At 50.1% G+C, this 20,114-nt stretch carries 17 protein-coding genes; 15 read left to right on the plus strand and 2 right to left on the minus strand.

All coding sequences use genetic code 11. From position 1 onward, the window contains the following. Positions 1-10: 10 nt before the first annotated feature. The 15 genes from hisS (at position 11) to rpoD (ending at position 17,599) form a co-directional block, all read left to right on the plus strand. A complete protein-coding gene (gene hisS / locus AC3QL0_RS05975; protein ID WP_493010509.1) occupies positions 11-1,294 on the plus strand; it encodes a histidine--tRNA ligase in 1,284 nt (427 codons plus the stop codon). Between the two features lie 7 nt (positions 1,295-1,301). Beyond that, on the plus strand, positions 1,302-1,940 hold the full coding sequence (locus AC3QL0_RS05980) for a tetratricopeptide repeat protein (protein WP_493010510.1): 639 nt from the start codon (positions 1,302-1,304) through the stop codon (positions 1,938-1,940). Then, positions 1,940-3,088, plus strand: coding sequence for an outer membrane protein assembly factor BamB (gene bamB / locus AC3QL0_RS05985; RefSeq protein ID WP_493010511.1), 1,149 nt, complete (start codon positions 1,940-1,942; stop codon positions 3,086-3,088). Before AC3QL0_RS05980 ends, bamB begins: the two co-directional genes overlap by 1 nt. Positions 3,089-3,093: 5 nt before the next feature. Next, positions 3,094-4,467, plus strand: a complete 1,374-nt coding sequence (der, locus tag AC3QL0_RS05990) for a ribosome biogenesis GTPase Der (protein ID WP_493010950.1) — start codon at positions 3,094-3,096, stop codon at positions 4,465-4,467. Beyond that, positions 4,464-5,534 (plus strand): histidinol-phosphate transaminase, encoded by a 1,071-nt coding sequence (gene hisC, locus AC3QL0_RS05995; RefSeq protein ID WP_493010512.1) that lies wholly within the window; start codon positions 4,464-4,466, stop codon positions 5,532-5,534. Before der ends, hisC begins: the two co-directional genes overlap by 4 nt. Positions 5,535-5,656: 122 nt before the next feature. Beyond that, positions 5,657-5,893, plus strand: coding sequence for an RNA chaperone Hfq (hfq, locus tag AC3QL0_RS06000; RefSeq protein WP_135861985.1), 237 nt, complete (start codon positions 5,657-5,659; stop codon positions 5,891-5,893). A gap of 69 nt (positions 5,894-5,962) precedes the next feature. Continuing rightward, positions 5,963-7,069, plus strand: coding sequence for a GTPase HflX (gene hflX / locus AC3QL0_RS06005; protein WP_493010513.1), 1,107 nt, complete (start codon positions 5,963-5,965; stop codon positions 7,067-7,069). Beyond that, positions 7,035-8,354 carry an FtsH protease activity modulator HflK gene (hflK, locus tag AC3QL0_RS06010; protein ID WP_493010514.1) on the plus strand — a complete coding sequence of 440 codons (1,320 nt, stop codon included), beginning with the start codon at positions 7,035-7,037 and terminating at the stop codon, positions 8,352-8,354. The genes hflX and hflK overlap by 35 nt, the downstream gene beginning before the upstream one ends. Positions 8,355-8,363: 9 nt before the next feature. Then, a complete protein-coding gene (gene hflC, locus AC3QL0_RS06015; protein ID WP_493010515.1) occupies positions 8,364-9,239 on the plus strand; it encodes a protease modulator HflC in 876 nt (291 codons plus the stop codon). A gap of 160 nt (positions 9,240-9,399) precedes the next feature. After that, complete coding sequence (locus AC3QL0_RS06020; protein ID WP_493010516.1) at positions 9,400-10,569, plus strand: ATP phosphoribosyltransferase regulatory subunit; 1,170 nt, start codon at positions 9,400-9,402, stop codon at positions 10,567-10,569. Between the two features lie 68 nt (positions 10,570-10,637). Next, positions 10,638-11,933: an adenylosuccinate synthase gene (locus AC3QL0_RS06025; protein ID WP_493010517.1), complete on the plus strand. Its 1,296-nt coding sequence runs from the start codon at positions 10,638-10,640 to the stop codon at positions 11,931-11,933. Positions 11,934-12,085: 152 nt separating this feature from the next. Beyond that, positions 12,086-12,631, plus strand: a complete 546-nt coding sequence (locus tag AC3QL0_RS06030; RefSeq protein ID WP_493010518.1) for a phosphoribosyltransferase — start codon at positions 12,086-12,088, stop codon at positions 12,629-12,631. A 315-nt stretch (positions 12,632-12,946) separates the two neighbouring features. Then, positions 12,947-13,159 carry a 30S ribosomal protein S21 gene (rpsU, locus tag AC3QL0_RS06035; protein ID WP_166408216.1) on the plus strand — a complete coding sequence of 71 codons (213 nt, stop codon included), beginning with the start codon at positions 12,947-12,949 and terminating at the stop codon, positions 13,157-13,159. Further along, positions 13,156-15,126, plus strand: coding sequence for a DNA primase (gene dnaG, locus AC3QL0_RS06040; RefSeq protein ID WP_493010519.1), 1,971 nt, complete (start codon positions 13,156-13,158; stop codon positions 15,124-15,126). The genes rpsU and dnaG overlap by 4 nt, the downstream gene beginning before the upstream one ends. A gap of 247 nt (positions 15,127-15,373) precedes the next feature. Next, positions 15,374-17,599 carry an RNA polymerase sigma factor RpoD gene (gene rpoD / locus AC3QL0_RS06045; protein WP_493010520.1) on the plus strand — a complete coding sequence of 742 codons (2,226 nt, stop codon included), beginning with the start codon at positions 15,374-15,376 and terminating at the stop codon, positions 17,597-17,599. Positions 17,600-17,794: 195 nt separating this feature from the next. On the opposite strand, the gene guaD is transcribed toward rpoD, so the two are convergent. Both guaD and xdhC read right to left on the minus strand, forming a co-directional pair. After that, positions 17,795-19,126, minus strand: coding sequence for a guanine deaminase (gene guaD / locus AC3QL0_RS06050; RefSeq protein WP_493010521.1), 1,332 nt, complete (start codon positions 19,124-19,126; stop codon positions 17,795-17,797). 18 nt (positions 19,127-19,144) lie between these two features. Continuing rightward, entirely contained in the window at positions 19,145-20,113 is a 969-nt protein-coding gene (gene xdhC, locus AC3QL0_RS06055; protein WP_493010522.1) for a xanthine dehydrogenase accessory protein XdhC, read from the minus strand. Between the last annotated feature and the right edge of the window lies 1 nt (position 20,114).

Consider the following 20,114-nt stretch of genomic DNA (forward strand, 5'->3'; position numbering starts at 1 on the left):
AAGTAGAGTTATGACGCAGTCGTTTCAAAAGCTTCGTGCCTTAACAGGTATGAAAGACATTCTTCCCGATACCAGTTGGCAATGGGAACAGCTAGAAGAAACCGTACGCCAGTGGTTGGCCAGTTATGGCTACCGCAATATGCGTACTCCTGTACTGGAGCATACGCAGCTGTTTAGTCGTGGTATTGGCGAAGTAACCGATATCGTAGAAAAGGAAATGTATTCCTTTACCGACTCGTTAAATGGCGATTTGCTCACCATGCGCCCTGAATTTACGGCGGGTATGGTGCGTGCCAGTATTGAACATAATTTGTTGTACGACCGTCCGCATCGTGTGTATGCGATGGGGCCAGTGTTTAGACACGAGCGCCCTCAGCGCGGTCGTTACCGTCAGTTTCACCAAATTGACGTAGAAGCATTAGGTTTGCCGGGTCCCGATGTGGATGCCGAGCTGATCATCATGCTGAATCGTTTGTGGAAGATTCTGGGGCTGAAAGATATCCGTCTGGAAATCAACTCCTTGGGCCAAGCCGAAGAGCGTGCCGCTCACCGTGAGGCATTGATTAGCTATCTGGAAGAGCATAAATCTATTCTGGACGAAGAAGCGCAACGACGCATGTACAGCAACCCGCTGCGTGTGCTGGATACTAAAAATCCAGTGATGCAAGAAATGGCTAACAATGCGCCTAAGTTGTTTGATTACTTGGGTGAAGAGTCGTTGGCGCACTACCAAGGTGTATGTCAGCGCTTAGATGATGCAGGTATCGCCTACACATTAAACCCTCGTTTGGTACGTGGTCTGGATTACTACAACCTGACAGTATTCGAGTGGATTACTGATCGCTTGGGTGCTCAAGGCACTGTGTGTGGCGGTGGTAGATACGACGGCTTGATTCCTTTGTTGGGTGGTAAGCCTGCGCCAGCAGTAGGTTTTGCTATTGGTATGGAGCGCTTGCTTGATCTGTGTGAGCAAGAGGCTAACCAAACAGAACAAAGCGAATGTGATGTGTACATGGTGCACCAAGGCGATGCTGCACAACGTCAAGCCAGCTTATTGGCAGAGCAGTTGCGCGATGTGGGCTTGCGTGTGATTGTGCATGCCGGTTCTTCTGGTTTCAAATCGCAGTTCAAGCGTGCTGATGCAAGCGGCGCCTATGTGGCTGTTATTCTGGGTGAAAACGAATTAACTGCTCGCACGGCAAGTGTGAAGTGGTTGCGTTTGGAAGATGAAGAAGCGCAGCAACAAAGCGTGGCATTCGATCAATTGGCAACGGTTTTAACAACGAAGGTATAAACACGACATGGCTTACGATCTGGAAGAACAGGAAAAGCTGGACGCGATTAAAGACTGGTGGACTCGTTACGGTACATTGTGCGTAGTTCTTGCCTTCGTAGTGTTGGCTGGTATCTTGGGCTGGCGTGGCTGGCAGTGGTATCAGACTCATCAGAATACGCAAGCCATGGGGTATTACGAAGCGCTAGAGGCTGCAAGCACCATGACGGGTGAAGAAGCTGATGCGCGTCTTGTTGCGGCGAGTGCAACATTACGTTCGGACTTCCCTAAGTCGGGTTATGCCAGTCGTGGCGCGTTGGTCGCAGCATGGGCGATGCAAAAGCGTGGCAATGCAGACGGTGCACGTGAGCAATTAGAGTGGTTGATTCAACAAGGTTCCGATCCTGCAATGAAAGCTGTGGCTAGAATGCGCTTGGCAGGTTTGTTGTTGGAACAAAAGAATTTCGATGCGGCCTTGGCGCAGTTGAATAATCCGCCAGTTGGCTTTGCCGGTTTGTATGCTGACCGTAAGGGCGACATATTGTTTGCACAAGATAAAGTGGTTGAGGCGCGTGCTGCATGGCAAGAGGCGTTGGGCTTGCTGAAAGGTGAAGCGGTTGAGCAATTGATACAACTAAAAATTGACGCAGTCGGGGAGCAACAATAATGCCTAAACATGTGTTTAAACGTTCAGTAGTTGCCATGGTGGTAGTATTGGGCCTAGGCGTGCTAACAGCGTGCTCTAGCAGCAACCCACGCTTTGATCCTGTGCCGTTAACAGATTTCCAACCTGAAATACAAGCCAATGTACGTTGGTCTACTTCTGTTGGTAGTGGCGGCGGCTATGGCTTTGCGCCAATGGTATTGGGCCCGAACGTCTATGCAGCAACCCCGTCAGGTGCGGTTACTAAAGTTGATGTGGTGACAGGCAAACCGGTATGGAGCACTAACGTAGATAAGCGGTTAAGTGCTGGCGTAGGTGCTGATGGTCGTTTGGTAGTAGTAGCGGCAAATGATGGCACTGTGATTGCTCTGGATGATCAGGGTCAGGAGCAGTGGCGTGCTCAAGCAGCTAGCGAAGTAAATGTGCCGCCAGCCGTAGGTTACGGCGTGGTTGTGGTGCGAAGTAGTGATTACCGTTTGCAAGCTTTTGATGCGAAAAACGGCGAACTGATGTGGAGCGTACAGCGCCCAGGCCCTGCTTTGGCATTGAAAACCAGCATCCAGATGGACATCGTAGACGGCATGTTGATTGCCGGTATGCCGAATGGTCGAGTGATGGCGGTTGATTTGGGTACAGGTGCTGTGCAGTGGGAAGGTACTGTGGCCGTATCCAAGGGTGCAACTGACCTAGAACGTATTATTGACGTCGTTGGTTTGCCGCTGATTCGTGGTCCATTATTGTGTGCTGCAGCCTACCAAGGCCGTATTGTGTGCTTTGATGTGTCCAAAGGTGGTGTGCCGGTATGGTCACGTGATTTCTCTACTAGTGTAGGGATAGGGGCAGACGATAGATTCGTTTATGCCGCAAATAGACATGATGTGCTGAGTGGGTTCAGCATGACAGATGGTACGGCAATTTGGAGCCAAGAGGGTTTACGTAATCGTCGCTTGTCCGCGCCAGCAGTGGTGCCTGAGGCAGTGGTGGTAGGTGACTCTGAGGGCTACGTGCATTTGCTGTCCCGTTCTGATGGGCGCTTCCTAGGACGCGTAAGCGTCGGTGGTGGTGCAATTACTTCTCCGTTGGTGGGTACCGATCGTGGTGTGGTCGTGCAAACCGGCAACGGTAATTTATTATTGGTTGGTGTCAATTGAGCAAGATTGCTTTCAAGCCTGTAGTGACGCTGGTGGGGCGAGCCAACGTTGGTAAGTCAACGTTGTTTAATCGTCTTACACGTTCCCGCCAGGCGTTGGTGGCGGATTTCCCAGGGCTGACGCGCGATCGCCATTATGGCGAGGGCAGAATGGGATCACGTCCTTATTTGGTGGTGGATACAGGTGGTTTTGAGCCTGTGGCCAAAGAAGGTGTGGTGCGTGAAATGGCACGTCAAACACATCAGGCCATTATTGAGTCCGATGTGGTGATTTTCTTGGTCGATGCTCGCGAGGGTATTAATCGACTGGATTACGATATTGCCAATTTGCTGCGTCGCTCTGGCAGACCCGTTATTTTGGCGGTGAATAAGGCTGAAGGCATGCGTCACAGCGCTGCTGTGGCGGATTTCTTTGAGCTGGGTCTGGGTGAGGCGCGAATGATTTCGGCGTCGCATGGTGATGGGGTTATGGACCTTATCGAGACAGCCTTGGCGGAAGTGCCTGAGCCTGAGCTGGAACCAGAGGTCGAAGAGGAATTCGATCCAGATGCGCCTGAAACAGAAATCAAACATCGTATCAAACTGGCGATTGTGGGTAGACCAAACGTAGGTAAATCTACGTTCATCAATAGCTTGATGGGCGAAGATCGCGTGATTGCCTTCGATATGCCAGGTACTACACGTGATGCTATCGAAATTGAATTCGAGCATGGTGGTGTACCTTATACTTTGATTGATACAGCCGGTTTGCGACGCAAAGGCAAAGTGTTTGAAACCATCGAAAAGTTCTCGGTGATTAAAACCTTGCAAGCGATTGAGGCATGTAACGTTGTGCTGTTGATGCTAGATGCGCAAACGGATATCTCGGATCAAGATGCGAGTATCGCTGGTTTTATTCAAGAAACCGGTAGGGCGCTGGTGATCGGTATCAACAAATGGGACGACCTAGACAGCTACAAGCGTGAGTGGGTGCAGCGTGAATTTGAGCGTAAATTGCATTTCCTGAACTTCGCGAAGATGCATACGATGTCGGCGTTGAAAGGGCAGGGTATTCGTCCAGTCATGAAGTCGGTACGTGAAGCGCACGGTGCAGCATTCCGACGTTTGTCTACGCCAAAATTGACACGAGTTTTGCATGCAGCGGTAGAACAGCAACAACCGCCACGTAAAGGTATTTTCCGCCCCAAACTGCGCTATGCTCACCAAGGGGGGCAGAACCCTCCGTTGATCGTTATTCATGGTAGCGGTTTGGAAGGCGTATCGGACTCTTACCGACGCTACCTTGAGGGACGCTTTCGTGAAGCATTTGACTTACAGGGTACGCCGTTGCGTATTGACCTGAAGTCATCACATAACCCTTACGTGCAGGATAAAAAGTGAGCCGTTTTTGGAGTGACCACGTTAATAGCTTGCAGCCTTATGTGCCAGGCGAGCAGCTTGCTATCGAAAATCTGATCAAGCTGAATACCAACGAGCATCCTTATGGGCCATCGCCTAAAGCGATTGCTGCCATTAATCAGGCTGCTAACGACAGTCTGCGTTTGTATCCTAGTTACGATGCTAAAGGCTTGCGTCAGAGCATTGCGCATCTGCATCATCTGGATATGGGCAATGTATTTGTTGGTAATGGTTCGGACGAGGTTCTGGCGCATATTTTCAGTGGTTTATTCCTGCGCGGCGGGCGTCCGTTGCTGTTGCCTGATATCAGCTACAGCTTCTATCGTACGTACTGTCGTTACTATCAGGTGCCGTTTGAGATCGTGCCTCTGGCCGACGATTTCTCTATTCGCGTGGAGGATTACACAAAACCACGCGATGTTGCGCCGGCCGCTATTATTTTTGCTAACCCCAATGCGCCTACTAGCTTGGCCTTGGGGTTAGGCGACATAGAGCGCATCGTTAAAGCTAATCCCGATACTGTAGTCGTGGTAGACGAGGCGTATGTGGATTTTGGTGGGCAAAGCGCGTCTGGTTTGATTAAACAGTACCCCAATGTGGTGGTAGTGCAGACCTTGTCCAAAGCCTATGCCTTAGCAGGGTTGCGTGTAGGATTCGCCTTGGCCAGCACAGAAATCGTGGCAGGCTTAGAGCGCATTAAAGACAGCTTTAACTCGTACCCATTAGATAGTCTTGCTTTGGCTGGTGCGCAAGCGGCTATTGATGACCAAGCGTACTTTAATGAAGTGCGCAAGGCTGTGATGGATGCGCGTGATGAGTTAACTAAAGATTTGCAGGCACTAGGTTTTACTGTGTTGCCATCAGCAGCTAACTTCGTGTTTGCGACACATCCCGAGCACGATGCAGCGCATTTGCAACAAGAGTTAAAAAGACGCGGTATTTTGGTGCGACATTTCTCACAAGATCGCATTCAGCAGTTTTTAAGGATTACAGTGGGAACTTTGGGGCAGTGCAAGCGTCTGACTCAAGAGCTAGCATCTATACTGTAGCGCCTCGTAGAGTAAGCATTTGTTAATATGCTATGGTTTGTAGGGTGCGCAACAGGGTGAAACCCTGTAAAGTATAGGTTTACAAGATTCAACCGAATAACAACACAATTGGAGTTTAGCCAATGAGCAATAAAGGGCAAATATTACAAGACCCATTTTTAAACGCCCTGCGTAAGGAACATATTCCTGTATCCATCTACCTGGTAAACGGCATTAAATTGCAGGGGCAAATTGAATCGTTTGACCAGTACGTAGTATTGCTGCGCAATACTGTGACCCAGATGGTTTACAAACATGCAATCTCCACTGTGGTTCCTGCTCGTCCCGTATCTCTGAAAGCGGATGACGACGCTGAATAAGTGTAGTGCCATCTTCCCAATACCCGCTTATCACTATCGATGGGCGGGTATTTATTTTAGGGGTAGCCGATGAAGACGCTGATTATCAGTGTGGACATGGGCGAGGCAGACTACCAGGCACATGCCGATGAGTTTGTCATGCTGGCTACTGGTGCAGGAGCGATTATTGCCGATGTAGTAGTAGCTAAGCGTAGCAAGCCTGATGCCGCCTATTTCATAGGTTCAGGCAAAGTTCAGGAAGCAGTACAGCTAGCCGATGTGCATGGGGTTGAACTGATTTTATTCGACCATCCGTTAAGCCCTGCGCAACAGCGTAACTTGGAACGTCAGTTCAACCGTCGCGTGGTAGACCGCGTGGCCTTGATTCTGGATATTTTTGCCTTACGAGCTAAAAGTCACGAAGGTAAATTGCAGGTAGAACTGGCGCAGCTGCAGCACTTATCTACACGTCTAACCCGTCTGTGGACGCACTTAGAGCGTCAACAAGGGGGTATAGGTATACGTGGACCCGGTGAATCCCAGCTTGAGCTGGACCGCCGAATGATTGGTGACAAAGTACGCAAATTGCGTGAGCGTTTAGAAAAGGTGCAGCGTCAACGTGCCACTCAACGCCGCGCTAGATTGCGTAGCAATACTCTGACCGTTGCGCTGGTGGGTTACACCAACGCCGGTAAATCCACACTTTTCAATGCATTGACGCGCGCTAATGCGTATGCAGCCGATCAGCTTTTTGCCACGCTGGATCCCACAACCCGAAAAATTTGGATTGAAGGAACTGGTCAGGTGGTGGTGTCAGACACGGTAGGTTTTATTCGTGATCTGCCTCCATCATTGATTGCTGCGTTCCGTGCTACGCTCGAAGAAACAGTGCATGCCGATTTACTCTTGCACGTTGTGGATGCATCCAGTCCTCAGCGTGATGAGCAAATACACGAAGTACATAAAGTACTGGAAGATATTGGGGCGGCACAGATACCTCGTGTGCTGGTCTATAACAAGATCGATCAAGCAGGTTTCGAACCTAGGATCGAGCGCGATGAACATGGTAAGATTTTGCGTGTCTTTGTCAGCGCCCTTGAGCGGGTTGGGCTAGACTACTTACGCGAAGCGATTGCCGAATCAGGTCAACTTTCAGAAAGTAATGCGTTTAATGTCCAGAATTTACAACTTGAATGATCCCGGTTGGGGACGTAACGGCGAGAAAAAAGGTGATCAACCTCCTCGTCGTCCTGAGTCCGGCCAAGAAGGTCCGCCAGATCTAGACGAAGTATGGCGCGATTTTAATAACCGCTTGGGTTCGGTTTTTGGTCGTAAGCAGCGTGGTGGCAATCAGCCCCCTAGTGGTGGTTCGGGTAGTAATGCCCCCCGCATGCCTAAAGGCTCGCCTAAAATTTTCCTAGGTCTAGGGATTGCTGCAGTTGGCTTCTGGCTGGCCAGCGGTTTCATGATCGTGGAAGAGGGGCAGGTTGCTGTAGTGACTCGTTTCGGTCAGTACACCAAAACCTTAGGCCCCGGTCTTCAATGGCGCTGGCCTAGCCCCATCGAAGAGCACCAAGACGTCAACGTAGCGCAATTGCGTACTATTGAATTGGGCTATCGTGGCAACTCCCGCAATAAAGTATTGCCTGAGTCGTTGATGCTGACCCAGGATGAAAGTATTGTGGACGTACAGTTCGTGGTGCAGTACAGATTGCAACCCGGTGGTGCGCCTGATTACTTGTTTAACACTGTTGCACCTGATGACTCTGTGCGCCAAGCTGCAGAAACAGCTATGCGTGAAGTCGTGGGCCGCACACCTATGGACTCCATCTTGTACTCGGGTCGTACTGTAGTGGCGCAGGATGTGCAGAAGTTGGCGCAAAGTATTCTTGAGCTGTACAAGACTGGTATCGAGATCAGTACTGTAGCGATTCAGAACGTGCAGCCACCAGAGCAAGTTCAGGCCGCATTTGACGATGCTGTGAAGGCAGGTCAAGACCGCGAACGTCTGATTAACGAAGGTAATGCGTACGCTAACAAGATTCTTCCTGAAGCACGTGGTCAAGTGTCCAGAATGATGGAAGAGGCAGAGGGTTATAAAGCACGTGTTATTGGTGATGCGCAGGGTGATTCCGCACGCTTTACCAGTGTAGAGAAAGAGTACGTTAAAGCACCTGGTGTGATGCGTGATCGACTCTACCTGACAACCATGCAGGAAATTCTGGAGCAAACAGCGAAGGTTATGGTGGATTTACCTGCTGGTAGCAACATGCTGTATTTGCCACTGGATAAGATCACTAGCCAAGCAGCTAAATCAAGCTCTACTGGTGTGGTTGGTAATGGTAGCGATGCGGCAGTATCTGCAGCGGCGTCGGCAGCCACTACAACTAGCAAGCCTGTAGAAGCAGCACGTCCTGCTGCGGCAGCGGCTTCGCAAGGTGCTAATAGCTTGCCTAACCTTTACTCGCCTTATTCCCGCTAGGAGATCACAATGCATCGTTTGTTTCCAGCATTGATCGCCTTGGCTATCGCCCTGGCGGTATTGCTATCCTCCGTTTTTATCGTACGCGAACGTGATTTGGCGTTGGTGTTTGCACTGGGGGAAGTGAAAGAGTCTATTTCCAAACCCGGTTTGTATTTCAAATTGCCGCCGCCATTCCAGAATGTAGTGTTCTTGGATAAGCGTTTGCAGACTATTGAAAACAAAGAGCCTGAACGTATTCAGACAGCAGAAAAGAAAAACTTGCTGATTGATTACTACGTGAAATGGCGTATTTCTGACCCACGTCAGTACTACGTGACATTTGGCGCGTCGGATCGTGGTGCGGTAGAGCGTCTGCAAGCGCAGATTCGTGATGCACTGAACGCGGCAGTTAACGTACGTACAGTAAAAGACGTAGTGGCTTCAGAGCGTGACGAAATCATGCGTGAAGTGCTGAACGCTGTGGCTGCACGTGCTCGTCCATTTGGTGTGGAAGTGATTGACGTACGTTTGACGCGTATTGGCTTCGTACCAGAGATTTCTGAGTCTGTGTACCGTCGTATGGAGGCTGAGCGTAAGCAAGAAGCTAACCGTTTGCGTGCAACCGGTATGGCGGAAAGCGAGCGTATCCGTGCGCAAGCAGATCGTACTCGTGAAGAAATGCTGGCAGAGGCTTATGCGAAGTCTCAGGCTATACGCGGTGACGGTGATGCAGAAGCTGCTGGTGTGTATGCGTCGGCATATGGCAAGAACCCTGAGTTCTACCGTTTCTACCGTAGCTTGGAGGCTTACCGTAATGCCTTCAACTCCGAGAACGACGTACTGGTTATCAGTCCTGATACGGAATTCTTTAACTTCTGGTCTCAGAGCAAGGATTCCCGTTAAACCACAATTGGTATAGACGGGCTTGCCACAGCAAGGTAAGTTTCGTTTATACTAACGTGTAAGTTATTACACCATTTCGCAGGCGACTTGGAGGGCTTACGCCCCAAGTCGCCTTTTTGTTGTTTGTGTATTGATTGACTACGCCGCACGAGTCTTAGACATGTCAAATTGGTTGTTACCCGAAAGTCTGGCTGATATTCTGCCTGCAGAAGCTCGACGCATCGAGGAACTACGTAGAAAGCTGCTTGATCTGTATCGTACCTATGGGTTCGAACTGGTTATGCCCCCCTTAGTAGAGTACCTGGAGTCCTTACAGGCTGTTTCGGGTACCAAGTTAAACTTGCGAACCAATAAGTTGGTGGACCAGTTGTCTGGTCGCACCATGGGTGTGCGCGCTGATATGACGCCGCAAGTCGCACGAGTGGATGCTCACTTGCTGAACAGGGAAGGGGTGACACGTCTGTGTTATTGTGGTCCTGTATTGCATGCGCGTCCTACCGGCTTAATGGCTGATCGCGAACTGCTGCAAATTGGTGCAGAGGTGTTCGGTTGTGCTGGGGTAGAAGCGGATATAGAAATTATTCGCTTGGCTCTGGCTAGTGTTGCCGCCGCAGGCGTGCAAGGTGCTAGGCTGGATTTGAATTTTCCTGGTATAGGTCAGACACTGATCAACCAAGATCCAGCACTAGTGCCATATTCCGCTGAAATTTTTGATCTGTTAAGCACCAAGGATATGCCTGGTATCCAAGAGTTGGGTAGCAGAGTAGAAGGGTGTAATCCTGCTGTGATTGAGCACTTGCTGGTATTAACTAGCTTGTACGGTGAGGTAGATGCTACCTTGGCAGCAGCACGCAAAAAATTACCGGCATTGCCCGAGATTGTTGCCGCTTTGAATGGCTTGGAAGTGCTGGTTGCAGCGCTTCCTGGTCAGGCGCTGGCAATGGACTTGGCCGATATGGCAGGTAGCTATGGTTATCACACTGGCGCAGTATTTTCTGTGTATGCACCGGGTTGGCACGATGCGCTAGTACGTGGTGGACGTTATGACGGCGTAGGTAAAGTCTACGGTCGTTCGCGTCCGGCAACCGGGTTCAGTCTGGATTTACGCAAACTGTCGGGTGGGTTGACGCCTGCTACGGCAACGCAAGCTATACGTGCCCCATGGGGTTTAGATGAGGCATTGCTGGAGGCCATTTCGGCATTGCGTGAATCAGGGCAGATCGTAATACAGATGTTTCCAGACCAGGCTCCGACTCAAGATGAATTCATCTTTGATAGAGAGTTGGTTCGCGAAGCGGATCAGTGGCACTTAAGGGCGATTTCTGCATAAATATGCAAGTTCGCGTGGTTTTTGGTGGTTGAGCGGCATAACCGTTCCTATTTTACTAAGTACGTAACATGAGCAAGAATATTGTAGTCATCGGCACGCAGTGGGGTGATGAAGGTAAGGGCAAGATCGTTGATTGGCTTGCCGAATCTGCCCAAGGCGTTGTACGTTTTCAAGGTGGTCACAATGCGGGTCACACGCTTTGGATCAATGGACAAAAAACGGTACTGCGTTTGATTCCCTCTGGGATCATGCATAGCCACGTCACTTGCTATATCGGCAATGGCGTAGTGCTGTCACCGGAAGCTTTGCTGGCAGAAATTGCCGAGCTAGAAGCAGCTGGTTTGAATGTGCGTGATCGTTTGCAAATCTCTCAGGCTTGCCCGTTGATTCTGCCTTACCACATCGCTGTGGATCAGGCGCGTGAACGCCGTAAAGGCGATGCCAAGATTGGTACTACCGGTCGTGGTATTGGGCCTGCTTACGAAGATAAAGTGGCTCGCCGTGCATTGCGCGTGCAAGATTTGTTTGATCTGGTTAAGTTTGAAGAAAAGCTCAAAGAAATTCTGGATTACCACAACTTCGTGTTGACCCAGTACTTGGGCGCGGAAGCTGTGTCTATCGCTCAGGTGATGGAACAAGTACGTACGTACAGTGAAGCGCTGAAGCCTATGGTGGCTGATGTCTCCAACAACTTGTACGTTGCCAAGAAGGAAGGGCAGAAGCTGTTGTTCGAAGGCGCGCAAGGTGCGTTGCTGGATATCGATCACGGTACTTACCCCTTCGTTACTAGCAGCAACTGCTTGGCGGGTGCGGCATCGGCTGGTGCGGGTGTGGGTCCTCAGCAGTTGGAATACGTATTGGGTATTGCTAAGTGCTACACCACACGTGTGGGTTCTGGTCCTTTCCCTACAGAGTTGCACGACGAAGTGGGTACGCGCATGGCCACCGTTGGTAAAGAGTTCGGTTCCGTAACAGGGCGTGCTCGTCGTTGCGGTTGGTTTGATGGTGCGGCAATGAAGCGTTCCGTCATGATCAACGGTATTACTGGTTTGTGCATGACCAAACTAGACGTATTGGATGGTTTGGAAACACTGAAAATTGGTGTGGGATACCGTTACAACGGCGAATTCCTAGACGTGCTGCCATACGGTGCAGACGCTGTAGCAGGTGCTGAGCCTGTACTGGAAGAGATGCCAGGTTGGTCAGAGTCCACTGTTGGTGTGACTGAGTACGACAAATTGCCCGTAAACGCTCGCCGTTACCTAGAGCGTATTGCTGAAATTTGCGATGTGCCTATCGATATGGTGTCTACTGGTCCAGATCGTCGTGAAACGATTGTTCTGCGCGACCCGTTCACTAACTAAGTTTAGTTGGGCATTATTAACGCACAAGGCGGCTATTTTTAGCCGCCTTGTGCGTTTTTATCATCATGAGGGCAGGGATTTGCATCTGTGTAGATGATTTTCTGGCGTAGGCAGTGATATGATTCTACTTTGTTTGTCAGTCAGGAATTTTTATGAGTTTGCCCCCAAACACCGATAGTGATCTTTGGATAAGTTGGGATGAGTATCACCGTCTGATAGAACGTCTGGCATTAACCATTCATGAGTCCGGCTGGAAGTTTGACAAGATTGTCTGCTTGGCTCGTGGTGGTATGCGAGTGGGCGATATCATTTCTCGTATTTACGATGTACCTCTAGGTATCCTAGCGACTAGCAGCTACCGTGAAGCAGCTGGTACCCAACAAGGGGCTTTGGATATTGCACAGTTTATTACCATTACCCGTGGTACGCTGGACGGTAATGTATTATTGCTGGATGATATGGTTGATACAGGCATGACCTTCAAGCGTGTGCGCGATCACTTACGTCAGCAATTCCCAGCCATCAATGAATTACGTACTGGTGTGTTGTGGTGGAAAGGGCACTCAACTGTAGAGCCTGATTACCACGTAGATCACCTGCCTACGAACCCTTGGATTCACCAGCCATTTGAGGATTACGATAGCATTCGTCCTCACCAGTTGGAGCCTTGGATTCGTAAAGGTCATAGCAGTAACTAATAGCCGAAGCTAATACCATGAAGAATTACGGCATGTGTGGGTTTTAAACGGTTCACATCTTTATTGTCTTAGGTTTTCGTGGTATTCTACAAGGCTACCCCGTATGCCTTTTGCGGTTTGAAACAAAAGGGCTGGGCAAAGCATGGTAGCTTGGATGTAAGTGCTTTTACTTGCATCTGACGTCGCTGATACGTGTCATATGTTGTGGTCTGGATCATAATGTAGTGCGACTGCAACGTATGTTTTTGCCCTAGTGGCCTTTTTGTTCAGGCAGAAAGTGCTTTTGATTGATTTACTAACTGAATTTAGAACTACATGTCTATTGTTCGCCTAAAAGAGAACGAGCCTTTCGAGGTCGCAATGCGCCGTTTTAAGCGCACTATTGAAAAAACAGGTCTGCTGACCGAACTGCGCTCACGCGAGTTCTACGAGAAGCCAACTGCTGAGCGTAAGCGTAAACACGCCGCCGCAGTAAAGCGCCACTACAAGCGCATCCGTAGCCAGCAACTGCCTCCACGCCTATATTGATTCCTGAATCTTTTATTCAGGAACTGCTCGTACGCATCGATATTGCCGATGTTGTAGGGCGCTATGTGCAGTTAAGAAAGGGTGGAGCCAACCTGCTTGGACTCTGCCCTTTTCACAACGAAAAATCCCCCTCCTTCACTGTCAGTCCAACTAAACAGTTCTATCACTGCTTTGGTTGTGGCGCTCATGGTTCTGCCGTCACCTTTTTGATGCAGCATACCGGAGCTAGTTTTCCTGAGGCCGTACGCAGTCTTGCCAATGAGGTAGGTATGGTGGTGCCTGAAGCACCCCGAAGCCCACAGCAGCGTGCAGCAGATCAGCGTCGTAAGGTTGAGGTTTCCCGTCATCAGCAAATTTTGGATGCGGCGCAGGAGCATTACCTGCGAGAACTGAAACGCAGTGAAGCGGCTAAGCAGTATCTAAAAAAACGTGGCTTAACCGGCGAAATTGCCAAAACCTTCGGCTTAGGCTGGAGTGGAACAGAGCGTCGTGGCTTAAGCAGCGTCTACCCCAATTACGAAGATCCGTTGTTGATAGAGTCAGGCTTGGTGATAGAAGGCGAAGATGGTCGCCGCTATGACCGATTCAGACAGCGGGTGATGTTCCCCATTCGCAATAGTCGTGGTCATATCATTGGTTTTGGTGGCCGACTGATTGAAAAAGGGGAGCCAAAATACCTCAACTCACCAGAAACCTCCTTGTTCTCCAAAGGGCACGAGCTCTATGGGTTATGGGAAGGGCGCAAAGGTATCAGAGATGAAGGCTTTGTGGTGGTGGTGGAAGGCTACATGGATGTGGTGGCATTAGCGCAGCACGGCTTGGCGAATGCGGTGGCTACCTTAGGTACGGCTACCAGTGAGCACCACATCAAAAAGCTGATTCGTAGCAGTGATCGTATTGTGTTCTGCTTTGATGGCGACCAAGCTGGACGTAAAGCAGCATGGCGTGCGCTGGTTACGTGTTTGCCATTAGTACGTGATGATGTGGCGATGCGTTTCATGTTCTTGGAGCAAGGTCATGATCCGGACTCCTTTGTGCGCGAAAGCGGTGCGGACGCATTCCGTGAACAAGCGAGTCAAGCCAGTGCGCTGTCTACCTTTATGCTGGACGAGTTGTCTGAGCGTCATGCCTTAAACGAGGCTGAAGGCAGGGCAGCGTGTGTGCACGAGGCATTGCCGCTATTGAAAAGCTTACCCGACATTACGCTGTCGGTGCAGATTCAAAATGAATTTGCCAAGCTGGTGCAGTTAACGCCGGAAGAACTACAGCAGCGGTTAAGTGCAGTGACAGGTGTGGTTGCGGCGGCTGTGAGTCACGCATCTGCGCCTGAGTATGGTAATGCACCACCTATGGAGTATGGGCCGCCAGACGACTATATTCCGTTTGATGATGGCGATGTGCCTTATGCTGATTTTGGTGGCATGTCCTATGATGATATGCCATCATCGGGACGGAACAAGCCTCGCCGACGTCAACGAGGCAGAGCGCCTAGTAGTGCGGGTGGTTTTGGCGGTAATGAAGTCAGGTCGCGTACGGTGATGCCATTAGCGAAGCGTTTGTTGCGCTTGTTAGCGGCTCACCCTGAGTTGGTTAGCCGCTTGGCGGACCAGCAACTTGAAATTATTGTACAAAGTCCCAATCTACTACTTGTACAAGAGCTAATCGCGCTCATTAATGTGTGTGATGCTAAGCATTCAGGTGCATTGTTGGAGGCGGTTGATCCTGATACTGAGCTTGGTGAGTTGTTGATAGCGTTAACGACTGATTTGTTGGCAGAGGAAGAACTGCCAAGTCCGCAGGTAGAGTTACAAGATACGTTGCGTAGAGTAGAGCAGGTATTGGTGAAGACAGAATTGGATACGTTGGCAAGTAGCGGGCTGCCAGATGAGGCTTCGCGCCGACGATATCAAGAACTTTTCAAGCGTAGTGTTCTGCTTAATGCTGCGCCTAGTTCACAACTGAAGTAAAATATAAGGTTTAGGTGGTTTGCAAAACCATTGGTAGGTAAAGGGCCACGCTTTATTGAGCATACGGCACGATACGTAGTTGGATTCTGATTACTCAAGCCCTTAGCAAAATAGCAGGGACACTTATACAGTACTGATCAGAACGCGCGTTTCACCTGGTCCTTCCAGTAGTTTGGCGAATTACCCGATTGCGTTTTGTCCTGTGGCACTATGCTGCTTTAGCTGTGCTACGTCTATGGGATCCACTATGACACAAACGACTGGTAAGAAATCGGTGACTACAGAAGATGAAAAACGTGTAGTGATGGCAGCTGCTGCTGCATCCGACGACACTTCTGTGGACGTTGAGCCGGCAGCAAAAACAGCCAAGAAAGCTGCTAAAAAAGTGGCGAAGAAGGCTGCTGCCACAAGCGCGGATGATACGACAGCAGTGAAAAAGACTGCTAAGAAAGCCGCTAAGAAGGCTGCAGCTAAAGCTGCTGCAGTCCCAGGTCGTCGTGGGCGTCCTGCCAAAAACACGAATTTTGACGATGAGGATGATGACCTGCACGATAGTGATGAGGTTATTCCTGATCTGAAACCCGTCAGCAAAAAAGGTGCTAAGCGTGGTCGCGGTGAACGCGATGTGTTTGGTGGCCGCGGTCAGTTGACGCCAGAAGAGCAAGAAGCTCGTCGTAACCGCCTGAAAGCCCTGATTAAACTGGGTAAAGAGCGCGGTTACTTGACCTATGGCGAAATCAATGACCATTTGCCTGATGATCTGGTTGATGCTGAAGCCATTGAAGGTATTATCGGCACCTTCGGCGACATGGGTATCTCGGTCTACGACCAAGCCCCTGACGCTGACACCTTGCTGATGAGCGATACCGTACCATCGGCTTCCAGCGATGATGATGTGGACGATGAGGCTGAGGCAGCATTGACCACCGTAGATTCCGACTTCGGTCGTACTACTGATCCAGTACGTATGTACATGCGTGAAATGGGTTCAGTAGAACTGCTGACGCGTGAAGGTGAGATTGAAATCGCCAAACGTATTGAAGACGGTCTGAAACACATGATCATGGCGATTGCCGCTTGCCCAACTACGGTGAAAGAAGTGCTTTCATACGTAGAGCAGGTACGTGGTGGCACCATGGAAATCGACGAAGTTGTTGACGGTCTGATCGATGATGACGGCGAAGAGTACGCTGGTTCAGGTGTGACACGCGACGAAGATGACGAAGGCCCAGCAGGCGGCATGAGCAGCCAGCAGCTAGAGCATCTGCGTACCAAGTCCCTGAAAAAATTCGATTTGATCAACGATTGGTTCGAGAAAATGCGTACAGCCTTTGAGAAAGAAGGCTACCGCAGCGAAGGCTACCTAAAAGCCAAAGAAGCCATTCTTGAAGAATTCATGGGTGTACGCTTTACCGCCAAAATGGTTGAGCGTCTGGCAGACACCATGCGTAATCAGGTAGCGGAAGTTCGTGCTCACGAGCGTGAAATTCTGAATATCTGTGTACATCGCGCTGAAATGCCACGTTCACACTTCATCAAAAGCTTCCCAGGTAATGAAGTGAATCTGGAATGGGTAGCGCAAGAGATTGCTGCTAACCCTGCTTATGCTGAAACCTTAGAGCGCAACATTCCTGCGATTCAAGAAGTACAGCAAAAGCTGATCGATCTGCAAACTAGTGTTGTGCTGTCGCTGAAAGACCTGAAAGAGGTTAACAAGCGCATGCTGACAGGCGAGGCCAAAGCGCGCAAAGCGAAGCGTGACATGACCGAAGCTAACTTGCGTTTGGTGATTTCCATTGCGAAAAAATACACCAACCGTGGCTTGCAGTTCTTGGATCTGATTCAAGAAGGTAACATCGGTTTGATGAAAGCCGTGGACAAGTTTGAATACCGTCGCGGTTATAAATTCTCTACCTATGCTACATGGTGGATTCGTCAGGCGATTACTCGTTCTATTGCTGACCAGGCGCGTACGATTCGTATCCCTGTGCACATGATCGAGACCATCAACAAGATGAACCGTATTAACCGCCAGATTTTGCAGGAAACTGGTGTAGAGCCAGATCCAGCAACACTGGCACAGAAGATGGATCTTCCTGAAGATCGCGTACGTAAGATTCTGAAAATCGCCAAAGAGCCTATTTCCATGGAAACGCCTATTGGTGATGATGACGATTCCCATTTGGGCGATTTCATCGAAGACAACAATACCGTGTCCCCATCGGATTCGGCATTGCACGGCGATATGCGTGGTGTGGTGAAAGAAGTGTTGGATTCCCTAACACCTCGTGAAGCCAAAGTGCTGCGTATGCGTTTCGGTATCGAAATGAGTACTGACCAAACGTTGGAAGAAGTTGGTAAGCAGTTTGACGTAACGCGTGAGCGTATTCGTCAGATCGAGGCAAAGGCACTGCGTAAATTGCGTCATCCTAGCCGTGCTGACAAACTGAAATCTTTCTTGGAAAGTCAGTAAGCAAGAAGATGGTGCGTGGTATAGCGCACTGTTTAAAAGCGGTAGATTAACGACGAACCTCTGGTGCTTTGCCAGAGGTTTTGTCGTTTCTGGGACTGCAGGAATACTTTTCGCAGTGCTAGCTACGGCAGCTAGCGGTGAGTACGTTGGTGCTGCATTTTTTACCACAGAAACTTGAGTGGCTTGCAGCCTAGATTACTCTGCACGCTGATGTACGCAGGCACCCGCTGCATACGTAGCATAGATACAGCGATCATCCCCTAATAAGGCTACCGCAAATAGCAATTCCTCTAAGCTGTTGGCAGTAGAGCAGCGTCTAGCCAATAGCGGAGTGGCATGCATATCTAGAACAATAAAGTCAGCTTCCGCCCCCGCTGCTAAGGTACCAATTTGCCCAGCTAAACCCAACGCTTCAGCTGCACCGGCTGTGCAGTGATAAAACAGCTGCAATGCGGGCAGATAGTGCTGCTGTAGTCTGGCTACTTTGTAGGCTTCGTCCATGGTGCGTAACAACGAGAACGATGTGCCCGCTCCTACATCAGTTGCTAAGGTGTAGCGCATCTGGCTGTTTTCAGCAGCAGCTACATCAAAGAGTCCACTGCCTAAAAATAGGTTAGAGGTAGGGCAGTGTGCAGCCACGCTTTGGGTGTCATGCATGCGGGTGCGGTCTGTCTCATCCAACCAAATACAGTGCCCGTAGACGGCTTTAGGGCGTAGCAAACCGTACTGGTCGTAAATATCTAGATAGCTACGGCTGTTGGGGAAGAGTTCAGCCGCCCATTTCACCTCTGCCTGACTTTCGGCTACGTGGCTTTGTATGTAGACGTCTGTATAGGCTTTAGCGAGCTCACTACAGCGTCCTAGTTGTTCAGGGGTGGATGTGGGCGCAAAGCGTGGTGTGAGGGCGTATAACTGCCTTCCTGTGCCGTGCCAGCGCTGTATAAGTGCTTCACTGTCTCTGGCACCGCTTTCGGCGGTGTCTTGTAGGTAGTCAGGGCAGTTTCTATCCATCAGCACCTTACCGGCAATCATGCGTAGATTACGGCGGTGGCTGGCTTCAAAGAAAGTGTTTGTGGCCTCTTTGTGAGACGTGCAGTACACCATAGCCGTAGTGGTGCCGTTACGCAGTAACTCATCTAAGAAAAACTCGCTGATTTCTGCGGCATGTATAGGGTCGGCAAAGCGGTTTTCCGTAGGGAAGGTATAGTTTTCTAGCCAAGGCAGTAGATCGGGTGCGGGGGAAGCAATCATTTCCGTTTGCGGAAAATGAATGTGGCTATCAATAAACCCCGGCATCAGTAGCTTGTTATCAAAGCGAGTGAGGGGGATGTTGTCCGTCAGTAGATGCTGCAAACTGCTGTAGTCGCCACAGGCCAGCACCTTACCCGCTTGTACCAACAGCAAGCCATCATAATGGTAGGTAATGCAATCTTGATACTCGGGGTGTTGGGCATTTGGTTGCTGATGGAAGTACAGCAGTGCGGCACGAAACGCCTGTGTGGTAGTGGGGGGAGAGACAGTAATCATGATGGGCGTATCCTGAAATCACAGAAACGATTCGTGCACTTGTAGTAGTTGTGCCGTGATGGCCACCGCAATGGCAGCGGGTTCTTTGCTGCGTATTTGGCCTATGCCTATGGGGCAGGTGAGTCGTTCTATGACCTTATTGGTGATTCCTCGTTGGCGAAAGCGCTTCTCAAACTGTTGGCGTTTGGTTTGAGAGCCTATCAACCCAGCATACCTGAAGTCATTACGCTTCAAGATATGGTTGCACAGTTTTTGGTCCAAGTCGTGGCGGTGTGTCATCACAAGGAAGTAGGCATTGGCGGGTGCAAGTTCCACGGCTTCTTCAGGAAAATCGGTGATGTGTACCTGTACGTTGCTGGGAATGCTATCGGGAAATTCAGCTTCGCGTTCATCTACCCAGGTCACTGAACAATCACTCAGGCTACCTAGAAAATGTACCAACGCTTTGCCTATGTGTCCCGCACCAAATAAGACCACGGGGATAGCAGGGGGCGATAGCTCGTCGGTGAACCATTGGGTATGGCCATCTAGGTCTTGATCCAGCCGAGTATGGCCCAAACTGTGAGGCAACTCCATCAGGCTGACATCATGTTGAGCGCCCATGCCTACACGGCGCTGAGCGCTTTTACCAGTGTCTAATAATATGGCGAGATCTTCTAGCCATTCCAGATCGTTGCTACCTAGAAGCTCAAATACTAGCGTAACCATACCGCCGCAGCATTGCCCTAAGCGTGGGCCTAGCGGGTAGCGCTCAATGAGCCGTGCAGACTTACCGGCCACATGATCTTGAATCAGCGTACGGGCTTGGTGAATGGCTTGCCATTCCAGATGCCCACCGCCTATGGTTTGCCACTGCTGCGTACTGCTGACCAACATGCGTGTACCCGCATTGCGAGGGGCAGAGCCTTTGGTTTGTGCTACCGTAATTAATACAGCCGCCTGCCCCTGGTCCAGCAGCCGCCGTGCTTGGCGTATCAATGCTGGCATT

The sequence above is a fragment of the Paenalcaligenes sp. GW821-LYS-B07-1 genome (assembly GCF_058803365.1).